Source organism: Brucella tritici (genome assembly GCF_008932285.1).
Taxonomy (GTDB): domain Bacteria; phylum Pseudomonadota; class Alphaproteobacteria; order Rhizobiales; family Rhizobiaceae; genus Brucella; species Brucella tritici.
In genome coordinates this window covers 38,505-60,884 of record NZ_WBVY01000011.1, presented here as the reverse complement: position 1 = coordinate 60,884, position 22,380 = coordinate 38,505, and the positions used below count along the sequence as shown (strand labels likewise).

Sequence of the window (22,380 nt, the reverse complement as noted above, 5' to 3'; positions counted from 1 at the left end):
ACAAGCCATCGGCCCCGTGCTCCAGGGCCTCGCCAAACCCGCAAACGACCTCTCGCGCGGCTGCAGCGCTGACGATGTCCTCCACATGATCGCTATAACAGTCAATCAGGCCAGGTGAAGGACAGCGTGTCGTTCGCGGGAATACTGTCTGGCTACCGGAGAGGTTTCTTCATTATCAACGGCCCGTCCGATGATGGAGCCGTATATCGCATTACCACGCGGACTGTCCGAGACCTGACCGGAGTGTTGGTCGCGCATTCATTCAGCGCCTGTTGAGCACTGATCGCAAATTCCCGACCTGCTCGCCGAACCGGCTGGTACTCTACCGTCACGATGCGCACCAACTCACCCTCGGCATTATACGTAACCTCGAAAGTTGCCGATGCTCTTTGATAATCTATCTCTTCGGGCAACTTCCAACACTTGGCAGCCATATCGGCGACCAATTGCGCGTCGTTTGCCGCAGCGGGAAAAGCTGCAAGCAGCATCAGAATGGTTCCAACGACGCCAGTTCTGAGCATATTTCTCCCTTACGTTCTCGTGGGTTAAGATTTCACCCTTATACGTAGTTGTTGAATCGCCGAGGTGCTAGTCCGGGGCAGTTTTTGGCTGGAAATATTGCATGGTCGTCAAGCCGGATATTTCCAGAATTTCCCTGTTCATCGTCAGTTCATGCGCTAGGTTTCAGGATGCGAACTTGAAAGGAGTACGCAGAATGAACCTAGTTAAAGGACTGATCGCCGGTGTTCTCGGTGTCGGAATGCTGATCGGAGCAGGTGCCGCAAACGCAGCGCCAACGCTTAACGTCGCAAAGCCAGACGTGAGTTCGAATGTCGAACAGGTCCGGGACCATCGGGGCCATCATTCACGGAAACATTGGAACAAGCGGCACTATTACAAGCGGAACCATTGGCGTTCGCATCACCGGCATTATCGCGGGCCGCGCTGGAATTCGCACCGCCATTACAGGCATAATGCGTGGCGCAGTCATCACAGACATCACTATTACAGCGGGCCACGTGTGAGGCGAGGCCATTACTAGCAACAAGGGCGCGTTATCGCGCCCTTTTTCGCTTCCCCACGACCTTGAATTTGCAAATCCGGTACCAGAACCCGATCTCCATCTGGTCAGACAGAAGATGAATTTGCGTTCTCGCGCCGCATTCGGTCTTGAAAGCCAAGATCAACCGGGATGAGAACCAGTCTTTCCTCAAGAGTACGAATGGCAAGATGCGCTTGTATCGCAAAAACTGGTGATATTTATCCCAATGACTTGCCCGTCACTATCTGCAGTGTTTAATGCCGCCATGGAAAAATCAACCTTCATGCGTGTGCTCGGTATTTTTGTCATCGCAATTTGTGGCCTTGCAGCTTTCAGCCTTGTAGGAACTATTCTTGTCTTTGGAATGCAGGCCGTTATCTTCGTCGATGGTTTTGCAAGCATTCTTCTTCTGGTGATTTGTTCCGCAATATTCTGGTTTGCAAAAATCGACTGGCGCCGACCAGAAGCTGCGGCAATAGTCATATCATTCATGTCGTTTGTGGGTATGTGCGTCGATAGCAGGGGCAATCCCATCTACAACAAGCCTTTGGCGTGGATTTTTGGAAGTCAGGGCAGTCATGTCAAAGTCAACGAAATCGTCAGTCACGGTGGCGGAAGCACAGGTGTAAATTACGATTTTCAGATCGTGAGCCTTCACGGCCTGGTCGAACGCTCAATCAGCGGCTGGTTGGTTATGCCGATGCGCTTTGTCGAATATCTCATCGTTCTTTCAATTGCCGTCACGATCATTACCACCATCCGCAACCATTCTGGACGCAACTGGCTTCCCGATAATGCCAGAGAGTAGCCGGAAAAACGTAACGTCCGGATTTCAGGAAGAGCGCCTGAGGTCCTGTTTCAGTACGCATCCTGCCTCCCCTACACTTGATACGGGATGTGACCAAAGAGGAAAAACAAATGAAAAGCTTCTCGCCTCGGGCAATCCTGTTCACATTGCTGGCTGTGATTTTACCGACAGCAGCTTTTGCACAATCGGCCGACGACGCCGATCCAAATGCCGCAATCGAAAAAATGAATGCCTACGTAGCGCTTCTCAATCGTACGATCCGCGCCTCGGAATCGCTCGACCGCTACGACAGCTGGGTCGACATGAAGAAGGGACCGACCGGCAAGGAACGAAACGTCTACGGACTTTACTCGCTCTATGATGTGCGCAGTGAGATTGAGGCAGCAGAAGCTGCCACGACGGCAGAGCCGAAACTGCCCGCACTCGACGAGGCGATGGTGAGCTATATCGCTATTTATCAGAAGCTTGCGCCCGTTATCGATAAGGCCAGCAAATATTATGATCGCAAGGACTACAAGTCCGACAAATTTGCTGGTGCCAAGGAGTTCCATAAGCAGATCGCGGAATACGCGCCGGACTTCACCAAGGAACGCAAGCGCGTCGATGAACTGCTCGGCGAAGAAAAGAGCAAGATCGATCTGGCAGAGCTTGATGCGATTGAAAAGGCTGAAGGCAAGAAGGCCAACTGGCATGTCCGCAACGTCATGATCCGTGCCAACACTGTTGTTGAGCTGCTGCCCGATAACGACAAGCCGGTCGTCGACATGGATGCCTTTGGCAGAGCCATGGATTCCTATGCAGCTGCCGTCCGTGAAATGGATGATTACGCAACCGAACATCCAAACTCATTCCACGTTTTCGAAACTCGTCCTGCAAGCCTTCTTGGCAAGCTGCGTGACTTCCAGGAAAAGCTGGAAAAGACCAAGGGCGACGCACGCAAGGGCGGAGCCTCTTCTGATCTTCAGTGGATCGTCAACGACTACAATATGATGGTTACGACATCACAGAATGCGACGATTTTCTCTAAAGACTGACGGAATTATCTCCAAGACAATCTGTGTAGCGATTTTATTTGCGGGCCGGTTTTGACCGGCCCCTGCCGTCTCTTCAGGGCCTTGGTCAGTCATTGTCAGCGATAGCGTGACCGAAGTTTGCCGTGCTTCGCAAGCGCGACAATTATCTTCATTTGACTTTCCTTTTGTTTTCGATTTTCATGATTTGGCTTTCACACTCGCAAAGGCTGAACGTGTGATCAGGTGGAGGAACATGTCAGTTGCTAATGCGCATGCCCTCTTCTTCGACAATGGCGATAACGCTACTCGGCACTATCGTGAAAGCTATAAGCGACGTGCTTATTCAACTCATCCAAACCGAGTTTGTTCAAGCGTCAATAATCACAGTCAGACAGCCGCATCTGCGGGATGGTGCTCATTGAGCGCCTGGTTCGGTGTTGTGGTAAGCTGGATAAAGCTTTTTGGGAAACATGCGTTGGAATATGCTTGTTTCCCGAACGAATGCAGAGACTGCCTGTAGAATACAGATTGCTCATAAGGGGTAAGGCGCAGTCCCTTGAAGTCCATATTGAGAGGATTTGCCAATAAGCGCAATAATTCCGACGGTTGGAGGAGGCCTCGGGACATATGCTGGAATTGCGAAATATCTCGAAGATGGTTGGTGGAGCCACGCATATCCATCCAACAAATCTGGTCCTGCCACGCGGGAGCCTGAATGTCCTGCTCGGACCAACTTTGTCCGGCAAGACCTCCCTCATGCGCCTCATGGCAGGCTTGGATAAACCAAGTGAAGGCTCGATCCTGTTCGACGGGCAGGATGTTACCGGCATGCCCGTGCAGAAGCGCAATGTGGCGATGGTCTACCAACAGTTTATCAATTACCCGGCTCTGACAGTCTATGAAAACATAGCGTCACCGATGCGCATTGCAGGCAAGCCACAGTCGGAAATCGACAGTGAGGTTCGCAAGGCGGCAGACCTCCTCAAACTCACGCCCTATCTTGACCGAACACCGCTTAACCTGTCTGGCGGCCAGCAACAGCGCACGGCGATTGCCCGTGCCATCGTGAAAAAGGCCAATCTGGTTCTGCTCGACGAACCGCTGGCCAATCTGGACTACAAACTGCGTGAGGAATTACGCGAGGAACTGCCGCGCATCTTTGCTGAATCCGGTGCTATTTTCGTCTACGCAACGACCGAGCCTTCGGAGGCCCTGCTGCTCGGCGGCAATACGGCTGCACTTTCGGAAGGCCACATCACACAGTTTGGCCGGACAATCGACGTCTATCGCCGCCCGCTCGATCTCGTCACGGCGCGCACTTTTGCCGACCCGCCCTTGAACACTGCGCGCATGGTCAAATCAGGCGACAAGTTCCTGCGGGCAGATCGTCAGGCCATCGCCGTGCCGAACCAATTGGCAAGTATCAGTGACGGGCCGCTGACCATTGCATTTCAGCCGCATCATCTGCTCGTCCGCCCAGCGGAGAACGCTACAGTTCCCATTCGGGCCCGCACGCTGGTTTCCGAAATCGCCGGATCGGAAAGCTTTATCCATCTCGATTACGAAGGCGATCGCTGGGTCATGCTGGCGCACGGCATCCAGATCATCGAGCCTGACCGCGAAATCGAGGTCTACCTCGACACGCGACACCTGATGGCTTTCGATGAAACTGGCCGCGCAGTTGGTTTGGCGGGATAGGAGGACTGCGATGGCACGTATCACTCTCGATCATATCCGCCACGCCTATAATGCGAAGGCACAGGCCGCAGGCGAGTATGCCCTCAATATGGTCAATTATGAATGGGAGGATGGGAGTGCCTATGCGCTGCTCGGCCCATCCGGTTGCGGCAAGACAACTCTGCTCAACATCATTTCCGGCCTTCTACAGCCGACCGAGGGACGTATCCTGTTCGATGGTCAGGACGTGACCGGACTTGCCACCGAGGACCGCAATATTGCGCAGGTCTTCCAGTTTCCCGTCGTTTACGACACGATGACTGTCTTCGATAATCTCGCCTTTCCCCTGCGTAACCGTCGCATGCCGGAAGCGGAAGTAGAGCGTCGCGTCAAGGACATTCTGGAAATGACGGATCTCAGCGGCATTGCCCGGCGGCGGGCGCGCGGGCTGACCGCGGATCAAAAGCAGAAGATTTCACTGGGTCGAGGTCTGGTACGCGCAAACGTGAATGCGATCCTGTTTGACGAACCACTGACGGTTATCGACCCACATATGAAATGGGTGCTGCGTTCGCAGCTGAAACGCCTGCACCGTCAATCGGGTTTCACGATGGTTTATGTCACGCATGACCAGACGGAGGCACTGACATTCGCCGACAAGGTCGTGGTGATGCATAACGGGGAAATCGTGCAGATCGGCACGCCTGCTGAACTGTTCGAACGTCCGAAGCATACATTCGTCGGCTATTTCATCGGCTCGCCGGGCATGAACCTCATGCCTGCACGGATCGATGGCCGCACTGCGACAGTGGGTGCGCAGGTCATTCCGCTTCCCGGCATCCCGCAGACTGGCGATGCAAAAAGCATCGAACTGGGCATCCGGCCGGAGTTTGTCAGGCTCGGTCGCGAAGGCCTGCCCATCCGCGTCGACAAGATTGAGGATATCGGGCGCTACCGCATCGTGCGGGCAGGCTTCGAGGGGCAGAAACTCGCAGTCGTGATCGGCGAAGACGACGAGATACCCGCCGAACCGCGCGTGACCTTCGATCCGAAGGCCATCGGCATATTCGCGGATTCCTGGCGCGTGGGAATGGAGGGCTGACCGTGGAAAAAAGCTGGAACAACAAAGCCTGGTTCCTGGTTCTGCCCGTGCTGGTGCTAGTCGCCTTTTCCGCCGTCATTCCACTGATGACAGTGGTGAATTATTCGGTACAGGATACGTTCGGCAACAACCAGTTCTTCTGGGCCGGGACAGACTGGTTCGAGCAGATCCTTCATTCCGGTCGTTTCTGGGATGCGCTCGGGCGCAATCTCATTTTTTCGTTCATCGTTCTGGCGATCCAGATACCGCTTGGCATCCTGATTGCGCTCAATATGCCGAAAAAGGGCTTCTGGGTCCCCGTCTGCCTGGTCACAATGGCATTGCCCTTGCTGATCCCGTGGAACGTGGTCGGCACAATTTGGCAGGTTTTCGGACGCAGTGACATCGGCCTGCTTGGCTATTACGCCAACTGGCTGGGGCTGGATTACAATTACGTCAACGATCCGTTCGATGCCTGGGTAACAATCATCATCATGGACGTGTGGCACTGGACCAGCCTCGTGGTGTTGTTGTGTTACGCAAGCCTTGTATCCATCCCCGACGCCTATTATCAGGCGGCCAGAATCGACGGAGCATCACGATTTTCAGTGTTCCGCTATATCCAACTGCCAAAGATGAAACGCGTTCTGCTGATCGCCGTTCTGCTCCGTTTCATGGACAGTTTCATGATCTATACCGAGCCCTTCGTGGTGACTGGCGGTGGACCGGGCAATTCGACAACATTTCTGTCGATCGATCTGGTCAAGATGGCGCTGGGTCAGTTCGATCTTGGACCGGCGGCGGCCATGTCGTTGATCTACTTCCTCATCATCCTGCTGCTGTCATGGGTGTTCTACACCGTCATGACCAGCCACGATCAGGAGGTGTGAGATGAATGCCGTACAGGGAACTTCTGTAGGTAGTGCGCCTGCAATCATGCCGGTCTCAAACGCCGTCCGACAGAAATCGAGCAGACGCGAGACCTCACGCTTCGGCTGGTTGATACCAACAATCTACATCATACTGCTTCTGATCCCGATCTATTGGCTCATCAATATGAGCTTCAAGACCAATCAGGAAATCCTGACGTCGCTGACGCTGTTTCCGCATGAGCCGACACTGCAGAACTATCGCGCCATATTCACCGACTCCGCATGGTATTCGGGTTATATCAACTCGATCATCTATGTGGTCATGAACATGGTGATTTCGGTTTCAGTGGCGTTGCCTGCGGCCTATGCCTTCTCACGTTACCATTTCCTGGGCGACAAACACCTGTTCTTCTGGCTCCTGACCAACAGGATGGCGCCTCCGGCGGTGTTCGCCCTGCCGTTCTTCCAGCTCTATTCGGCATTCGGGCTCATCGATACGCATATTGCGGTCGCACTGGCGCATTGCCTGTTCAACGTGCCACTGGCGGTGTGGATTCTCGAAGGCTTCATGTCCGGCGTACCGAAAGAAATCGACGAGACAGCTTATATCGATGGCTATTCGTTTCCAAGATTCTTCGTGAAGATCTTCATGCCGCTGATCGCATCAGGTATCGGCGTGGCCGCCTTCTTCTGCTTCATGTTCTCTTGGGTGGAACTGCTGATTGCACGCACCCTCACAACCACGGACGCGAAGCCCATCGCCGCTACGATGACACGCACCGTATCGGCTGCCGGAATGGATTGGGGGCTCCTTGCTGCGGCCGGTGTTCTCACGCTGATACCCGGCGCGCTGGTGATCTGGTTTGTCCGAAATTACATTGCTAAGGGCTTCGCCCTGGGGAGGGTATGACATGTTTCATATGCCTGACTTCTCATGGATGGCCTGGACCTGGCAGACCGCAGCCTTTTTCTGCGGTATCGCCGCCCTGCTCGTTGGCATGGGTATCTGGGAATATGCTTCCCCCGGAGGGGCACCCCGCAATGGTATTCTGGGGTTCGAGACGACACGCGGCGACCGTTTGTTCATCTCGCTGCTCGGCAGCGCATTCATCAATCTGGCATGGCTTGGGCTGGTTGGTCCGAACCTGTGGTGGGCTCTCGCCCTTTCAGTGGTCTACGCCATTGGCGTATTCCGCTTTGTATAAGGAGTCCGAAGCGAAATACGTCCGCTTCATGCAGTAGTGGGCTCGGGGGACATACCGCGCCCAAAAAGTCGATATGCACTCGCAAGCTTTGGGAGGATCAACATGCGACGGCATCTAATGACGACTACGGCACTCATCGTGCTGGCAATGACAGGCGCAGCTTCAGCGGGAATGGATGAGGCAAAGCAGTTTCTAGACAAGGAAATCGGCAACCTTTCATCCCTTTCGCGCGCCGATCAGGAAAAGGAAATGCAGTGGTTCATTGATGCAGCCAAGCCCTTCCAGGGCATGGACATCAAGGTTGTTTCCGAATCCCTGACCACCCACGACTATGAATCCAAAGTGCTGGCACCTGCATTTACAGCCATCACTGGCATCAAGGTCACGCACGACATCATTCAGGAAGGGGATGTCGTCGAAAAAATCCAGACACAGATGCAGACAGGCCAGAATCTTTATGACGGTTGGGTCAACGACTCCGATCTGATCGGCACGCACTGGCGGTATCAACAGGTCCGCAATCTGACAGACTTCATGGCCAATGAAGGCAAGGACGTTACCAATCCGGGCCTCGATCTGGACGATTTCATCGGCAGCAAGTTCACCACCGCTCCGGACAAGAAGCTCTATCAGCTTCCCGACCAGCAGTTCGCGAACCTCTACTGGTTCCGTTACGACTGGTTCAACGATGAAAAGAACAAGGCCGACTTCAAAGCCAAATACGGTTATGATCTCGGCGTTCCCGTCAACTGGTCGGCATATGAGGATATTGCCGAGTTCTTCACAGGTCGCGAAGTCGACGGCAAGAAGGTCTACGGCCATATGGACTATGGCAAGAAGGACCCATCACTCGGCTGGCGCTTTACCGATGCGTGGCTTTCCATGGCTGGTAATGGCGACAAAGGCTTGCCGAACGGCCTGCCGGTCGATGAATGGGGCATCAAGGTCGATGACCAGTCGCGCCCGGTCGGCTCGTGCGTAGCACGCGGTGGCGACACCAACGGACCGGCTTCGGTCTATGCTATCCAGAAATATCTCGACTGGATCAAAGCCTATGCTCCGGCGGAAGCCCAGGGCATGACCTTCTCCGAATCCGGTCCCGTTCCCTCACAGGGCAACATCGCCCAACAGATTTTCTGGTACACGGCTTTCACCGCCGATATGGCCAAGCCCGGCCTCCCGGTCGTGAATGAGGACGGAACGCCCAAATGGCGCGTTGCCCCCTCCCCGCACGGTGTTTACTGGAAGGACGGCATGAAGCTTGGTTATCAGGATGTGGGTTCCTGGACCCTGATGAAGTCCACCCCGGATGATCGCGCCAAAGCCGCCTGGCTCTATGCGCAGTTTGTCACGTCCAAGACGGTCGATGTGAAAAAGAGCCATGTGGGACTGACCTTCATCCGCGATTCAACGATACATCATCAAAGCTTCACGGATCGTGGACCGAAACTTGGCGGTCTGATCGAGTTCTATCGGTCTCCAGCCCGCGTCCAGTGGTCGCCAACCGGCACCAACGTACCTGACTATCCAAAGCTTGCTCAGTTGTGGTGGCAGGCGATCGGCGATGCATCCTCCGGCGCGAAAACGGCGCAGGAAGCGATGGATTCACTATGCGCCGAACAGGAAAAAGTCCTCTCGCGTCTGGAACGCGCAGGGGTCCAGGGTGACATTGGACCGAAACTCGCCGAGGAACATGACATCGAATACTGGAACAAGGATGCCGTTTCCAAGGGCAACCTCGCTCCTCAATTGAAGATAGAGACCGAGAAAGAAAAGCCTGTCACCGTCAATTACGACGAACTGGTCAAGAGCTGGCAGAAATAAGCTGGCGTACAAGCTCCGTCGGTCGGCCTGTTGCGCCGACCGACAAACGACCTGTGGGAACCACATTGCGTGCCGCGATAATGCAATGTGGTTTACTGCAGAAAGCCGTTTGGGACTGACGGTAGCGACAATCCACTCCCGAGGCGTGCAGGTTTATTTGATACGCTGAATCTCCGAACTCAATCTATTATCATTGAATACAGATCAGAACCGTCTTCCTTTAACATACGGGCATACAGTATCCGCTGATATTGACAAGAAAAACTGCGTGATATTCTATCCTGATGCTGCGTTTTACCAACGCAGATCACCACCAAGGGAGGACAGAATGGATATCAGGCCGTCTATCTTTGCCTGGACTTTGACTTGCTCACTGGCAGTATCCGGCGTTGCATTTTCGCAGGAATCTCGCACGAAAGTCATTTTGGACGCGGACATGGTCGAACTCTTTGACGATGGCACCGCAATGCTTCTGCTCGAGCGCGCTCCCAACATCGACCTGCTCGGCGTGACTGTCGTGTCAGGAAACACACCCATGCCAGCCGGGGTAGCTGCAGGCGTCCGACAACTGGAAGCGCTGGGCTCCGAAGTTCCCATCTATGAAGGCAGCCGATACGGCATTCGCAACTGGCGAGGAAACAAAGCCACCCCGGAAGTGCTGGCAGCCGAATTGCAAATCAGCCCCATTACCGGCTGGGGAGGCTATCTGCGACCGGATGCGGGCAACGAGATTGATGCCGATCCCTCGGCAAAATGGTCCGATGTTTACAAACACAAATATGGCGAAGCGCCATCCTATAAATGGGTATATGGTCTGGATAATCCGGACCCGGATGGCAACAGAGACGCCGTCGATTTTCTCGTCGACACGGTCAACAAATATCCCGGTCAGGTCAAACTGGTAGCAATCGGACCGCTCACAAATATCGCACGCGCCATTCTCAAGGACCCGAGCTTTCCGTCGAAGGTCGCCGAAATCGTCTATATGGGCGGCGCATTCTATGTCCCCGGAAACTCATCAGCATCGGCGGAGTTCAACTGGTGGGCCGACCCTGAGGCCGCCAAGATCAGCGTCCGGTCAAAATGGGGCGATCCAAATTCAAAAACTTTCAAGGCATATGGAAATCAGGTGATCTCGGGCCTGGAAGCCAATGAACATACGGGCGGAATGCCGGAAGACCTCTATCGGAAAATGGTAAACGGCAGCCTTCCGGGCATTCAGAAACTCTGGCTTGCCCGGGAAGAACGGATCAAGGCTGAAGGCGGAACCACATTCGGACCCGACAATGTGTGGGACCTTTTTGCAGCCGCTTATGTCATCGACCCGTCGATTGTGCTCGCATGGAACAACGCTCCCCGCCCGAAGGATGGAACAGCCGCACCTGTCACCGGTGTTTATGTCGACGTGAATACGGAGATGGGTCTGGATTATGGCCGAAGCCTTGCATTCACCAACAATGACATTGGTGGCAATGCTGAAGCCAAGCCCGGACCAGTTGGCACTCAGAAGGCCGCCATTCAGAATTACATCGATGAAGACAAGTTCTGGAAAGAGATCGTGGTCCCGCTGACAACCGGAACGAAGAAATAGGCTCGAATCCAAACCCGGCGCGATGCGAAATATAATGCGCCGGGTTGAAGCCTTTCACTCGCTTCAACGTAACCCTTTGATAGCGCGGTCAGCGAATACGCCGCAACAGCCTCTCGCGATAGGTATCGACAATCACCGCGAGGATAATCACCGTACCGATAATGATCGGTTTGTAGTTATCACCGATGCCGAGCAATTGCAGGCCGGTCGCCAGCACCTGCAGGATACAGGCACCGGCCAGCGTGCCCACGATTGATCCCTTGCCGCCGAAAAGACTTGTCCCGCCGATAATAACAGCTGCGATCGCGTTGAGTTCATACCCGACGCCCGCAATCGGGCTGCCGATGTTCAGGCGCAGGAGATAGACAATCGCAGCAATACCGGCAGTGACACCGGAAATGACAAACGCAGCGATCTTGTAGGCATCTGGATTGTGACCGGACAGGCGCACCGCCTCGTCATTGGCACCGACCGCGTAAATCATGCGCCCGAAAACGGTAAAGCGCAGCACAAACCAGCCAATGGCGATCACAGCCACCGCGATCAGGAAAATCGACGGCAGGAAACCGCCGACAATCAGATTACCGAAATCGACAAAACCCTGCGGAAGCCCGGTGATAGTGGAATTGTTGGAGACCACACGTGCCGCACCGGCGGCGATATTGAGCATGCCCAGCGTGACAATAAACGACGGGATTTTCCAGTAGGTCGACACCTTGCCGTTGATGAACCCGCAAAGCCCGCCAACGGCAATACATGCCAGAACAGCCAGCGGGATGGACAAGGCAGGCTCCAGACCAGAGGTCATAATAAGCGCGCCCACAACCGTACATAAGGCAAGCACCGAGCCAACGGAAAGGTCTATGCCGCCAGTTAGGATGACAAAGGTCATACCTGCCGCAAGGACCGTATTGATCGCAATCTGAACGAAAATCTTCAGCGCATTGCCCGACGTTGCGAAATAGGGCGCGGTGATGGAAAATACCAGCGTTATCAGGATCAACGCCAGAAATACGCCGGCATCACGCAACAGGAAGCGTTTCAGCTTCTGGCGATCGACAGCACCGGGGTGTTGGGCAGATGGAGAAGTGGGTTCCGTCATGCGTGAACATGCTCCTGATAAGCGAGCGAAAGAATACGTTCCTGGTCGAATTGCGACCGGTCCAATTCCCCCACCAGTTTGCCGTTGGAGAAAACAATGATGCGGTGACACATGCCGATCAGCTCGGGCAGATCCGAGGAAATCATGATGATTGCCTTCTGGTTGGCGGCCAGCATCCACAGAAGTTGATAAATCTCTCGCCTGGCGCCAACATCGACCCCACGTGTCGGTTCATCAAGTATCAGTGTGGACGACCCGCGAAACAGCCATTTTGCCAGAACCACCTTTTGCTGATTACCGCCGGAGAGGTTACGTACCGGCGTGTCGATGGATGCCGTCTTGACGCGCAACCGCTCGACCAGTTCAGCCACCGCATTTTTCTCCACGCTACCGTCCAGCAGACCACCGTGCGAGATTTTTTTCAGATCGGTGATCGTGGCGTTGACATAGACAGGCATGTCAAGCAGCAACCCCTGGCTCTTGCGGTCTTCGGTCAAGAAACCGAGGCCGTTGCGCACCGCATCGCGTGGATCACGGATATTTACCGGCCTTCCATCTATATCGATTTCCCCCGCCGATCTTGGATCGGCGCCGAAGATTGCGCGCATCACCTCGGTACGGCCTGACCCGACCAGACCGGCGACACCAAGAATTTCTCCATGGCGCACCGAGAACGAAACAGGCTGGGCACCGTTGTTGCGCTTCACATCCCTCACCGCCAAGGCGACGGCGCCGGGCCTGATATCCGCATTGAAGCTGTACTCATCCGCAATGTCGCGGCCGATCATCATGCGTACCAGATCCGGCACGCTCAACCCCAGCAGATCGCGCGTCTCGACCAGTCTGCCATTGCGCAAAACCGTCACGCGGTCGCCAATCTCGAAAACCTCGTGCAGACGGTGGGAGATGTAGATGATCGTGACACCTTTCGCCTTCAGACGCTTGATGATCGCAAACAACCGCTCGATTTCCGGCGGCGTCAATGTCGCCGTCGGCTCGTCCAGAACCAGCAGTTTGCTGTCATAACCAAGCGCCTTGGCGATCTCGACCAACTGCATTTGCGCAACGCCCAGTTCCGAGACAGGCATGCGTGGATCAACCGCCAGGCCTACCTCCGCCAAAAGCTCTTCGGCGCGGCGGTTCAGCGTTGCCCGATCCATGATCCCGAAGCGCCTCGGAAGGCTTTCCAGCATCAGGTTTTCGGCAATGGAAAGATGCGACAGCAGGTTGAGTTCCTGATGAACGATGCGAATACCCTGAACCTGCGCATCATGCGGGGTCTTTGGCTTGTAGGGCTGGCCGTTCAGAAAAATCTCGCCGGTGTCGGGCTGATATATGCCAGCGAGAAGTTTGATGAGGGTCGACTTGCCGGCGCCGTTTTCGCCCAGGATGATATGCGTCTCGCCACGCTGCAACTCCAGCGTGATACCATTCAACGCAACTACACCCGGAAAGGTCTTGCCGACATTTTCCAATCTTAAAATGGCGTCGGCTGACTGCATGTCTGTTCCTGCCTGCCGGATGAGGAGGAGCGGCGCTACCGGCGCCGCCCGAAAATTGGCAATATTTCAGAAATTTCGGGTTCAGAGATCTTGGGCGGTGATCAGTTTGATATCCGTCTTGACCCAGCCGGAAAATTTCTCACCCGCCAGTTCCTTGAGACCGTAATCAATGCCCATGGCCGCCATCTGCGCACCGAACTGATCGACGGTGGCAAGCATCTTGCCATCCTTGATCAAAGGCTGGACAGCAGGAATGTTGTCGAAGCCCACGACCTTGATCTGCCCCGACTTTCCAGCAGCATCCAGCGCCTTGACGACGCCGAGCGCCATGGAGTCATTGGCTGCCATCACACCTTGAATGTCCTGATACTGGGTCAGGAAATTGGTCATCAGCGTGTTGGCTTCTTCCGTCTCCCAATGTGCAGTCTTGGAATCGAGCAGTGTCAGGCCGCCTTCAGCCACGGCATCGTCAAAACCTTTCTTGCGCTCCTTGGCGTTGTCTGCTTCCGGATTGCCTTCAAGGATAACCACCTTGCCGTCCTTGCCGAGTTCCTTGGCAAGCGCCATACCGGCAAGCTTTGCACCCTCGCGATTGTCCGGACCAAAGAAGGCAAGATCGACGCCGGCCTGCTTTTTCGCCTCTTCATCGAGCGCCACGTCAATGTTGATGACCTTGATGCCAGCTTCCAGAGCCTTTTTAACCGGCGTTACCATGGCCTTGGAATCCGCCGGAGCGAGCACGATCACGTTGAACTGCTGCGTGATGAAGTTCTCAACCGCATCGACCTGGGCGGCGAAATCACGCTCGTCCTTCATGCCGACAGCAGCAAAAGAGAACTTGTCGGTGTTTTTGGCAGCATAGTCCTCGGCACCCGCCTGCATCTGCTTGAAGAACTCGTTGGCGAGCGACTTCATGACCAGACCCACTTTGGGCTTGTCCGCTGCGAAAGACGGCAAGGACGGTAGAAGCAGAGCACCAGCGCCCAGTGCGCTCGATGTTATAAACTGGCGTCGTGAAATTGAAACCCGACCCAGTCCTGTAATAATTGAACTTTTAGTCATGAATTCCTCCCCTAACTTCAGTAAAAATCTGCAGTGTTACTGTAGCGTAGTGCCGTCGATAGAATACTGTCAAGACGGCAAGATGGTGGGAGGCGTTCACGGTTTCCGATCAGCATGACGGAAACCGTGTGACATGAACCGGATCGTGATCCGGCAGGATTGGAACCTTGATACCTGACCCTATGGCCCGTCAGGCAAGGCGCCCATACTGGCGCAGCACAGCGCAAAGACGTTCGTGATCTATGGCCTGAACCAGCAGCCGGTCATAGGGTGTTCCACCCATATCCTCGGCGGCGAGCATGGCATTGACTACGGCCTCCTCCACACTATCGACCGCCGCCAGATAGACGGGATCAAGCGGCTCGTCATTCACCATCTCCAGTTCCAGAAAGGGCGTGGAGCGATGCTGCATCGGCCGCTGGTTGGCGGTAGAGAAAGCAATAAAAATATCGCCGGAATTATTGCCACCCGGCGTTCCGTTGCGCCCTATACCGATGCTTGCACGGCGCGCAAGGCGCTTCAGTTGGTGCGGCATCAACGGCAGATCGGTCGCCAGCACGACGATAATCGAACCGCGCTCCTGCAACTGGCTCTGCGGCGTACCATCCCGCATATGCTGCCCCACCGGCACACCGGCAATGATCAACCAATCGCGCTGGCCGTGATTGGCCTGCACCAGCGCGCCAATTGTAAAACTGCGCCCGCCAAATTCGACCACGCGCGATGCAGTGCCAGTGCCTCCCTTGAAGCCATAGGTAATCATTGCAGTGCCGCCGCCACAATTGCCTTCCTGCACCGGGCCGGACGCAACATTGTCGAGCGCCTTGCGCACATCGGCTTCCGTAACCGGAAAACCGTTGATGTCGTTGAGCGCACCGTCATAGGTCTCCGCGATCACGGGCATAATCCAGAGATAGTCATCGGTCTGATATGTCGAGGCATAGCGGTCAACCATCCAACGCACGGTGGCATGATGCGCCATGCCGATGCCGTGTGTATTGGTGATGACGACTGGTCCGAGGAAATAGCCGCCGTCCTCGATCCAGTGCGTGCCGGTCATTTCTCCATTGCCGTTGAAGCGATGAACACCAGCATAGACCGGAACCGGAGTTTCAGACTGCATATGAGGCAGAATGGCCGTCACACCGCTGCGCGCAGGACGCTTGCGGCCCGAGCGTGGCTCATTCTCGATGATCGTCTGGAAGCCGACGCCCACGCCGTCGACATCTGTGATAGCATTATGCGGGCCGGTCGTGCCGGTAAAGGGGAGGCCCAGGTCGCGGCCGCGCGGTTTGCGTGTAGTTGTTTGTGATGTCATGTTATTTCTGCCTGTAATGGAGATAGAACCAAGCGAAGCACGGCCAGGTCCGCAATGTCTTACCTTAGAGATTGCCTTGATCAACCAAAATCCACGACGATGCCGGTTGCGATAATCAGCAGAACCATTGCAGCAATGACGGTGTAGACATAGTCACGCTCACGCAGGAAAAGATACATCGTCAGTGCGACCCGAGTGATCGGCAAAAGAATAAATACCCCGACACCGGCCTTCACAATGTCGTAGCCGTTCAGCACAAGCGATTTTGGGGCAATGACATTCATGATGATACCGGCTGCGATCAGGGCGGAGGCGAGCCATGTCCCATACCATAGAAGTGCACCAATGGCCCTGTCCCGGCGCTTGATGTCTCCAGAGACTTTCATTTCGAACCTCCAATGATCTCGATACCGAAAGCGCTCAGAAGCATCTGGACCGCGAGCACAAGCAGGACTGCAACGAAGAATATGCGCAGTTTTTCCGCCGGAAGGCTCATGAGCAGGCGGGCTCCGACCAGCGCCCCGACGACCGAGCCAAGTGCAATCGGTCCTGTGATCCCAATATCGATGTCACCACGAACAAAATAGGCGCTGGCGCTCGCAGCAGCGGTAACACCGATCATGAAGTTGGAGGTGGCGGATGAGACCTTGATCGGAAGCTTCAAGGCCGTGTCCATTGCCGGAATCTTGAGAACGCCCGAGCCAATTCCCAGGAGTGCAGAGACCATTCCCGCCCCATACATAAGCGCCATGCCAAGAGGAACATGACCAACCCGATAATGCACCTCCTGCCCCGTTATGTGGTCGGGGAAGCTCGAATGCAGCCGAAGGCTTGTGGCGAGGCTCTTCGCACCAGACGCGCTTGAACCTATTTCCTCCCGCCTCCGTACCAGCATCTGCTTTGCGGAAAGCACCAGAATGGCCGCGAACAGGCCGTACAGAACTGAAGTCGAAATGATCCCGATCAGGAACACGCCGGTCAGCGCACCAAGCGTGGTTGCCGTCTCAAGAACAACCGCGAGCCGAACATTGGTCAGCCGTCGCTTCAAAAGCGGAGCAGCGCTGCCGCAGGAACAGGCGATGACCGAAACGATGCTCGCACCGATAGCGACATGAATATCCACGCCGAAAAACAGCGTCAGAGCCGGCACGATGAAGATGCCGCTTGCCATGCCCAGAACACCGCCAAGCGCACTTGCACCGAAAGCCGCTATGAACAGCCATAAAACCAGCATTTCGCCCTCCGGCTATTTGCGATTGCGCGGTCGCCGGGCAAGGCGCGTGACAAAACTGATGAGATCACCGCGATAGTGAAGTCTTTCGTAGTCTATCGCCTGGTGCCCCTCCGTGTAGGATGTCCGTTCGATCATGAATACGGCGCTGCCGGGCGCAACAGCGAGGGCCGCCGCAATATCCGGCGCGGCGGTTACGGCCTCCAGCCGATATTCCGCCTCTATGAGGGGCAGATTATATTTGTCTTCCAGCAAGGTGAAGATCGGCTCGACATCCAGATCGTGCGTGACGATCTTCTCACCGATTTCACGCGGCAGATATGTTTCATCCAAAGACATGGCGACACCATCGGCAAGCCGAACACGCCGAATCCGCATCACCAGAGTTCCCGACGGCAATGCAAGCTGCCGCGCAACCTCTACATCCGCAGGCACGATTTCTTTATCGAGCAATTGCGCCGTTGCGACCCGACCAAGCGCCTGCATGTCTTCGACGAAGCCCGTCAGCTCCGTCAATTCCTGCATGATCCTGGGTTGAGCAACGAAGGTCCCCTTGCCACGGCGAATTTCGACGAGGCCGCGTGCCACCAGATTCTCGATGGCCTTACGAACGGTCGTCCGACTGACACCGAATCGTTCTATCAAACGATCTTCTGTAGGAAGCTGACTGCCAGTCAGCAAAATGCCGGCTGAAATATCGTCTGCCAGCGATGTTTCCACCTTGGCGTAGAGGGGAGCATGATCTTCCGCGATTTTCATGCAGACATAGTGACATCATGATGTCACTATGTCAATGAAAGCCGCCCTTTAGTGAACCTTTTCGTTAGTTGTTTGTTAACCATGCTGGAGGACATCGCCATGCAGTTGATTTTTTGGATTGAAATAACAGCGATCCTGGCCGTCAGCGCAGTCGTCTTCGGCATAACCTGGATCGAAACACACAAGAAATGATGCGATTGTTGCTGATGGACCAGATATGGCTTTGGTCGGGCGTCATCGCGCCTACAATTGTGGGCTTGTATCTGCTTTGGAGATTGCCTCACTGATCTTAGTGGGTGCAACTGCATCCATGTGGCTGTTTCAGATAATCCCTTTCAGGCTCAAAAGCCCAAAGGCCGCAATTGTACAGGCATCTTTGATATCGCCGCGAAGGATCATCTCTATTGCTTCCCCGATAGGAAAGCGGCGGCAGGTCAGCCCCTGCTCTTCGGCATCAAGACTGGGCTTTCCCATCTGTAGTCCTGTGGCGAGAAAGATGTGGCACTTGTTGGCTGCAAAACCATAGGCTTCGTAAGTCTCGCCGAGATAGACCATGTCCGCAGCGGTCAGCCCGGTTTCCTCTCGCAGCTCTCCGCGAGCCAGAACCAGTGGATCGACGTCCGCCTGCTCCTGCCACGCTCCTTGCGGAAGCTCCCAGAAGCGGTTCCCGACCGGATAGCGGAACTGCTCCACCAGATAGACGCCGTCCTCGTCGTCCATCGCGAAAATCATTGCCGCATCGTTCTTCTCAACGACGCCATAAATGCTTTCACTGCCATCCGGGTAAACGATGCGATCCTCGCGAACCTTCATCCAACGATTTTCATAGACCCGCCTGGACCCCAGTGTTTTAATTTCGGACATTGCGTCCCCCAATAAAAACTTGTCGTTCTTTTCCGACAGGCTAGCGCTGAGACTTGCCTGTCGCAAGAGACGGTTGAGTTGGCGCGCAAACTGCGCCAAGGTGTCGGGCATGTTCGATTGGCCACTCATATTTGCCAGCCTGCTAGCTATCGGCGTAGCGGTGTTCCTGATCTACTGCCTCGCAGTGATGATTTTTGCCAAGCCAGACGGCAAGCCTGTCGAGCCGACGGCAATCGACACGGTCGACATGTTGCCATTCATGAATCACGACGCTGATTGATATTCCGCTTTCCGAGGCCAGTTGCGCGCTCGACCCGGATTCCATACGCTCACAGCTCGGCCATGTGATTTTTCCCCGTTCGCTGGATGTTTTGGCATTGCATGCCTCGTTTCCAACGCGGCGATAATGTTAAAAATTCCCTCAGCAAGAAATAGAATTATTCTCAAAAACAATGCCCAAAACACAACATCACAAGAATGTAATTTAGTACATTTTCCAACATCATTATATCATAAACAGACACCACGATCAGCTCTATATCTTGCCATTGGAGATGCAGACCATGATCCACTCGACATCGAATACAGTCGCCTCAGGCGCACCGGAAGCCGGCGTTGGTGCGTTTGGCAACTCTGGTAGGCTTCGGGAATTGCAGGCCAAAGTCGAAGATGCCAAGCGCAAGGCCAACAACAGCTTGCAACGCGCGCAATCCGCACCGGAGCCGCACGTAACGACGAATTCCATTTTCGTGTCTCTTTATGAAGAGCATCTGCGCGACCGGGAATCGTTGTTTTCTTCGCTGCGGCAGCTTGATGATATGCGCAAAAATGCGAGTATATGAGGCGACGCGCCCATGAACATGCTTTGCCGTGAAAGAATGACCAAGAACTACGATCAGCCAGAATACGCCGTGCCTTCTACCGATCTGCCCCGGATGGCTTTGACCGAGGAACTCGTTTCGCTGAGCCTTCGGCTTGAAGTTGATCGCGGCCCCGATCCGAGCCGTGCACCAATCACCGACAATGACGTCGATGAACTGGCAGAACAGCTCTTCCTCGAAGCAGGAGACGACCCGCTCTGGGTTTTCGCCTATGGCTCCCTGATCTGGAAGCCGGACTTCGATGCGGTGGACTCGCGCGCCGGAACGGCGAGCGGCTGGCACCGGTCATTCTGCCTTCGGCTGACGCGCTGGCGTGCAACGATGGCCCAGCCGGGCCTCATGCTGGCGCTTCGATCCGGCGGCAGTTGCAAGGGTATCGTTTTCCGCCTGTCCGACAAGGACCGCCTTGGGCAATTGCGCAGAATGATCCGGCGCGAAATCAGTTCAATTGACGATGCCTATTCCATTCGCTGGGTCACGGTCGAAACGGAGGATGGGCCTGTGCGTGCGCTCGTTTTCTGGGCTGGACCGCGCGGAGACAGGCTTTCGGACAACATGCCCCTGACGTCCGTGGCGCAATTGCTTGCGCGCGCTTGCGGGCATATGGGTTCCTGCGCCGAATATCTCTATCTCACCGTCAAGCATCTGGAAGAAAAAGGTATTCGTGACCGCAATCTCTGGGAATTGCAGCGCCTGGTCGCTGAAGAGATCATCAGCATTTATTGCAGCGATGAAATTCAAGGCAAATTGAAACCAGCCTGAGCGGAAACTGCGCGCTAATCCTGATAAGCCAGACTATCGCTGAAATTACCGCTGAAATTGCGCCCGGCTTCACGGGCGATATTGGCCACAAGCGTGATAAGCCGCGTTGCCGCGCTCTCCAGATAAATAGCGCTATAGCTCGTCGCCGGGAAAGCGGCGTTGGTATTCAGCACCTGCAGCTCGCCTGTCCGAAGCTCTTTCTGGATTACCACCGGCGGAATGACGGAAATCCCAACCCCCGCCGAAATCATGTTGATCGTCGTGGTGAGCGAATTGGAATAATGAACGGTCGCATCTTTCAGGCGCTCTTCCGTGAAATAATTGATGATTTGCTGATAATTGTAGGAACCACTCTCATAGGAAATGAGATTGCAGCCGAGCAGGTCATCGCGTGACAGCATGTCTTCTGTCCCGCCCGGAAACTGATTGCTGCGCGATATCCAGAACATGCCGAAAGTGCATATGTCGACGATGCGCAGATTGGGCGAAGGCTCGGGCTGGATGGCGAAAACGATGTCGAGCTCCCGTTGCTCCAGCTTCTGAACAATCCCCTTCGAAGATGAAGTGGTGATCGAGATGCGGATTTGCGGGTAGCGTTGGCGGACAATATCGAGAATGCCCGGCAATATGGTCATGGCGAGGCTCGGAACGATGCCAATCTTCAGCGTGCCTTCAAGCCCATTTTGCGGGCTCAGGCTTTCTACCAGATCATGGTAACGGCGCACGACATCGCGCGCGCCCTCGACAAAAGCTTCGCCTTCCGCCGTCAGGTTGACGTCGCGGGCATCGCGGTCGAAAAGCCGGAACCCCAGCTCCTGCTCCATCGCGCCGATACGATTGGATATTGCCGCAGGCGTCATGTTGAGGCGAGCCGCCGTCGCCCGGAAATTACGCAGTTCCGACAACCAGATCACCGTTTCCAGAAAACGGATATTCATGGACGGGCATGTCCCTTCCCATTTCAATCACCCGCGCGCCTGCGTTTCTTGAAGTCCCTTATTGCGCTTCGGGCAACCAGATTCGTGCTTTCCTTCTAAGACACTTGCGAGATGAAAATAAGCAAATTGTCATGTTCCTTCTCACAAATGATGAGGGCCGGCCGAAACCGGCCCGTATCGGATCAGCTTCCCGCGTGAGCGAGAATTTTCTTGGTGGCGCCAGACACGTCACCGAGCTTGAGACCTGTCTTCACCGAAGCTTCGCGCACCTTGCCCTTGTCTTGTATTTCGAGCGCACGCGAGGCGACCGCATTCACCTCGTCACGCGGCAGAACTAGAACTCCGCTCTCATCGGCCAGGATGGCATCACCGGGATTGACGACGACACCGCCGCAAGAGACCGGAATGTTGATGCCGCCCCCCAGATCATAGAGCCGGGTGGTGATGGGCGAGATACCCCTCGCCCACATCGGAAAATCGGAATCCTCGATTTCCGTCAGGTCCGTGCAAGGACCATCAACGATCCCGGCGACCGCACCCGAAGCCTTCGCAGCGATGGTCACACCGCCGCCCCAGCACGCATAGCGGTCGTCTCCCATCCGGTCCACCACCAGAATATCGCCGGGACGGAGCATTCCGGTTACGTGGTGAAGCAGGGTGGAATCCGGGCCCGGTATGGCGATGGTGACGGCAGTACCGACCACACGGCGCTTCGGGAGGAGCGGCTGGATGGAACGGTGCATGAAGCCGAAGAAACGCCAGTGTCCGACAGTGGCCGTTTCGACCCCCGACAGAAGCTGGAGATCACCGGCAGGAACCTGTTCCGGCATGGGATTGATCGTATACAT

At 55.2% G+C, this 22,380-nt stretch carries 24 protein-coding genes; 14 read left to right on the top strand and 10 right to left on the bottom strand.

Translation table 11 applies throughout. From position 1 onward, the window contains the following. The 11 genes from F9K94_RS23595 to F9K94_RS23540 all read left to right on the top strand — a co-directional run. Window positions 1-118: phosphate acyltransferase (locus F9K94_RS23595; protein ID WP_268906967.1), on the top strand; the 118-nt coding region annotated here is incomplete at its 5' end. Between the two features lie 712 nt (window positions 119-830). Then, window positions 831-1,025 (top strand): hypothetical protein, encoded by a 195-nt coding sequence (locus F9K94_RS23585; protein ID WP_061345736.1) that lies wholly within the window; start codon window positions 831-833, stop codon window positions 1,023-1,025. A gap of 282 nt (window positions 1,026-1,307) precedes the next feature. Continuing rightward, window positions 1,308-1,850, top strand: coding sequence for a hypothetical protein (locus tag F9K94_RS23580; RefSeq protein WP_151648998.1), 543 nt, complete (start codon window positions 1,308-1,310; stop codon window positions 1,848-1,850). Window positions 1,851-1,960: 110 nt separating this feature from the next. Further along, entirely contained in the window at window positions 1,961-2,884 is a 924-nt protein-coding gene (locus F9K94_RS23575; protein ID WP_151648996.1) for a YiiG family protein, read from the top strand. A gap of 606 nt (window positions 2,885-3,490) precedes the next feature. After that, window positions 3,491-4,561, top strand: a complete 1,071-nt coding sequence (locus F9K94_RS23570; protein ID WP_151648994.1) for an ABC transporter ATP-binding protein — start codon at window positions 3,491-3,493, stop codon at window positions 4,559-4,561. Between the two features lie 10 nt (window positions 4,562-4,571). Next, window positions 4,572-5,642 (top strand): ABC transporter ATP-binding protein, encoded by a 1,071-nt coding sequence (locus F9K94_RS23565; protein WP_151648992.1) that lies wholly within the window; start codon window positions 4,572-4,574, stop codon window positions 5,640-5,642. A gap of 2 nt (window positions 5,643-5,644) precedes the next feature. Next, window positions 5,645-6,511, top strand: coding sequence for a carbohydrate ABC transporter permease (locus tag F9K94_RS23560; protein WP_061345731.1), 867 nt, complete (start codon window positions 5,645-5,647; stop codon window positions 6,509-6,511). A 46-nt stretch (window positions 6,512-6,557) separates the two neighbouring features. After that, the gene (locus F9K94_RS23555) at window positions 6,558-7,403 is read left to right on the top strand and encodes a carbohydrate ABC transporter permease (protein ID WP_235813484.1); all 846 of its coding nucleotides are present in this window, start codon (window positions 6,558-6,560) and stop codon (window positions 7,401-7,403) included. Between the two features lies 1 nt (window position 7,404). After that, complete coding sequence (locus F9K94_RS23550) at window positions 7,405-7,698, top strand: DUF2160 domain-containing protein (protein ID WP_061345729.1); 294 nt, start codon at window positions 7,405-7,407, stop codon at window positions 7,696-7,698. A 102-nt stretch (window positions 7,699-7,800) separates the two neighbouring features. Next, window positions 7,801-9,522 (top strand): ABC transporter substrate-binding protein, encoded by a 1,722-nt coding sequence (locus tag F9K94_RS23545; RefSeq protein WP_151648990.1) that lies wholly within the window; start codon window positions 7,801-7,803, stop codon window positions 9,520-9,522. 328 nt (window positions 9,523-9,850) lie between these two features. After that, a complete protein-coding gene (locus tag F9K94_RS23540) occupies window positions 9,851-11,113 on the top strand; it encodes a nucleoside hydrolase (RefSeq protein ID WP_151648988.1) in 1,263 nt (420 codons plus the stop codon). Window positions 11,114-11,201: 88 nt separating this feature from the next. Here F9K94_RS23540 and F9K94_RS23535 read toward each other — a convergent pair whose 3' ends face one another. From F9K94_RS23535 to F9K94_RS23500, 8 genes are all read right to left on the bottom strand, one after another. Continuing rightward, window positions 11,202-12,215 (bottom strand): ABC transporter permease, encoded by a 1,014-nt coding sequence (locus F9K94_RS23535; protein ID WP_151648986.1) that lies wholly within the window; start codon window positions 12,213-12,215, stop codon window positions 11,202-11,204. After that, window positions 12,212-13,717 carry a sugar ABC transporter ATP-binding protein gene (locus F9K94_RS23530; RefSeq protein WP_151648984.1) on the bottom strand — a complete coding sequence of 502 codons (1,506 nt, stop codon included), beginning with the start codon at window positions 13,715-13,717 and terminating at the stop codon, window positions 12,212-12,214. The genes F9K94_RS23535 and F9K94_RS23530 overlap by 4 nt, the downstream gene beginning before the upstream one ends. A gap of 81 nt (window positions 13,718-13,798) precedes the next feature. Then, complete coding sequence (locus F9K94_RS23525) at window positions 13,799-14,779, bottom strand: sugar ABC transporter substrate-binding protein (RefSeq protein WP_151648982.1); 981 nt, start codon at window positions 14,777-14,779, stop codon at window positions 13,799-13,801. Between the two features lie 190 nt (window positions 14,780-14,969). Further along, window positions 14,970-16,097 carry a DmpA family aminopeptidase gene (locus tag F9K94_RS23520; protein WP_151648980.1) on the bottom strand — a complete coding sequence of 376 codons (1,128 nt, stop codon included), beginning with the start codon at window positions 16,095-16,097 and terminating at the stop codon, window positions 14,970-14,972. Window positions 16,098-16,177: 80 nt separating this feature from the next. Further along, window positions 16,178-16,483, bottom strand: a complete 306-nt coding sequence (locus tag F9K94_RS23515) for a DUF1634 domain-containing protein (protein ID WP_151648978.1) — start codon at window positions 16,481-16,483, stop codon at window positions 16,178-16,180. Continuing rightward, window positions 16,480-17,331 carry a sulfite exporter TauE/SafE family protein gene (locus F9K94_RS23510; protein ID WP_151648976.1) on the bottom strand — a complete coding sequence of 284 codons (852 nt, stop codon included), beginning with the start codon at window positions 17,329-17,331 and terminating at the stop codon, window positions 16,480-16,482. Before F9K94_RS23510 ends, F9K94_RS23515 begins: the two co-directional genes overlap by 4 nt. 12 nt (window positions 17,332-17,343) lie before the next feature. After that, window positions 17,344-18,087 carry a GntR family transcriptional regulator gene (locus tag F9K94_RS23505; RefSeq protein WP_151648974.1) on the bottom strand — a complete coding sequence of 248 codons (744 nt, stop codon included), beginning with the start codon at window positions 18,085-18,087 and terminating at the stop codon, window positions 17,344-17,346. Between the two features lie 321 nt (window positions 18,088-18,408). After that, window positions 18,409-18,951, bottom strand: a complete 543-nt coding sequence (locus tag F9K94_RS23500) for an NUDIX domain-containing protein (RefSeq protein ID WP_151648972.1) — start codon at window positions 18,949-18,951, stop codon at window positions 18,409-18,411. A 109-nt stretch (window positions 18,952-19,060) separates the two neighbouring features. Between F9K94_RS23500 and F9K94_RS24565 the strand changes: the two genes are divergently transcribed. The 3 genes from F9K94_RS24565 to F9K94_RS23490 all read left to right on the top strand — a co-directional run bounded on the left by F9K94_RS24565 (window position 19,061) and on the right by F9K94_RS23490 (window position 20,594). Beyond that, entirely contained in the window at window positions 19,061-19,231 is a 171-nt protein-coding gene (locus tag F9K94_RS24565) for a hypothetical protein (protein WP_155723803.1), read from the top strand. 283 nt (window positions 19,232-19,514) lie between these two features. After that, window positions 19,515-19,793 carry a hypothetical protein gene (locus F9K94_RS23495; RefSeq protein ID WP_151558606.1) on the top strand — a complete coding sequence of 93 codons (279 nt, stop codon included), beginning with the start codon at window positions 19,515-19,517 and terminating at the stop codon, window positions 19,791-19,793. Between the two features lie 36 nt (window positions 19,794-19,829). Then, entirely contained in the window at window positions 19,830-20,594 is a 765-nt protein-coding gene (locus F9K94_RS23490) for a gamma-glutamylcyclotransferase (protein WP_235920683.1), read from the top strand. A 14-nt stretch (window positions 20,595-20,608) separates the two neighbouring features. Here F9K94_RS23490 and F9K94_RS23485 read toward each other — a convergent pair whose 3' ends face one another. Both F9K94_RS23485 and F9K94_RS23480 read right to left on the bottom strand, forming a co-directional pair. Continuing rightward, window positions 20,609-21,532 carry a LysR family transcriptional regulator gene (locus F9K94_RS23485; protein ID WP_151648968.1) on the bottom strand — a complete coding sequence of 308 codons (924 nt, stop codon included), beginning with the start codon at window positions 21,530-21,532 and terminating at the stop codon, window positions 20,609-20,611. A 182-nt stretch (window positions 21,533-21,714) separates the two neighbouring features. Next, window positions 21,715-22,380, bottom strand: coding sequence for an RraA family protein (locus tag F9K94_RS23480; RefSeq protein WP_061345718.1), 666 nt, complete (start codon window positions 22,378-22,380; stop codon window positions 21,715-21,717).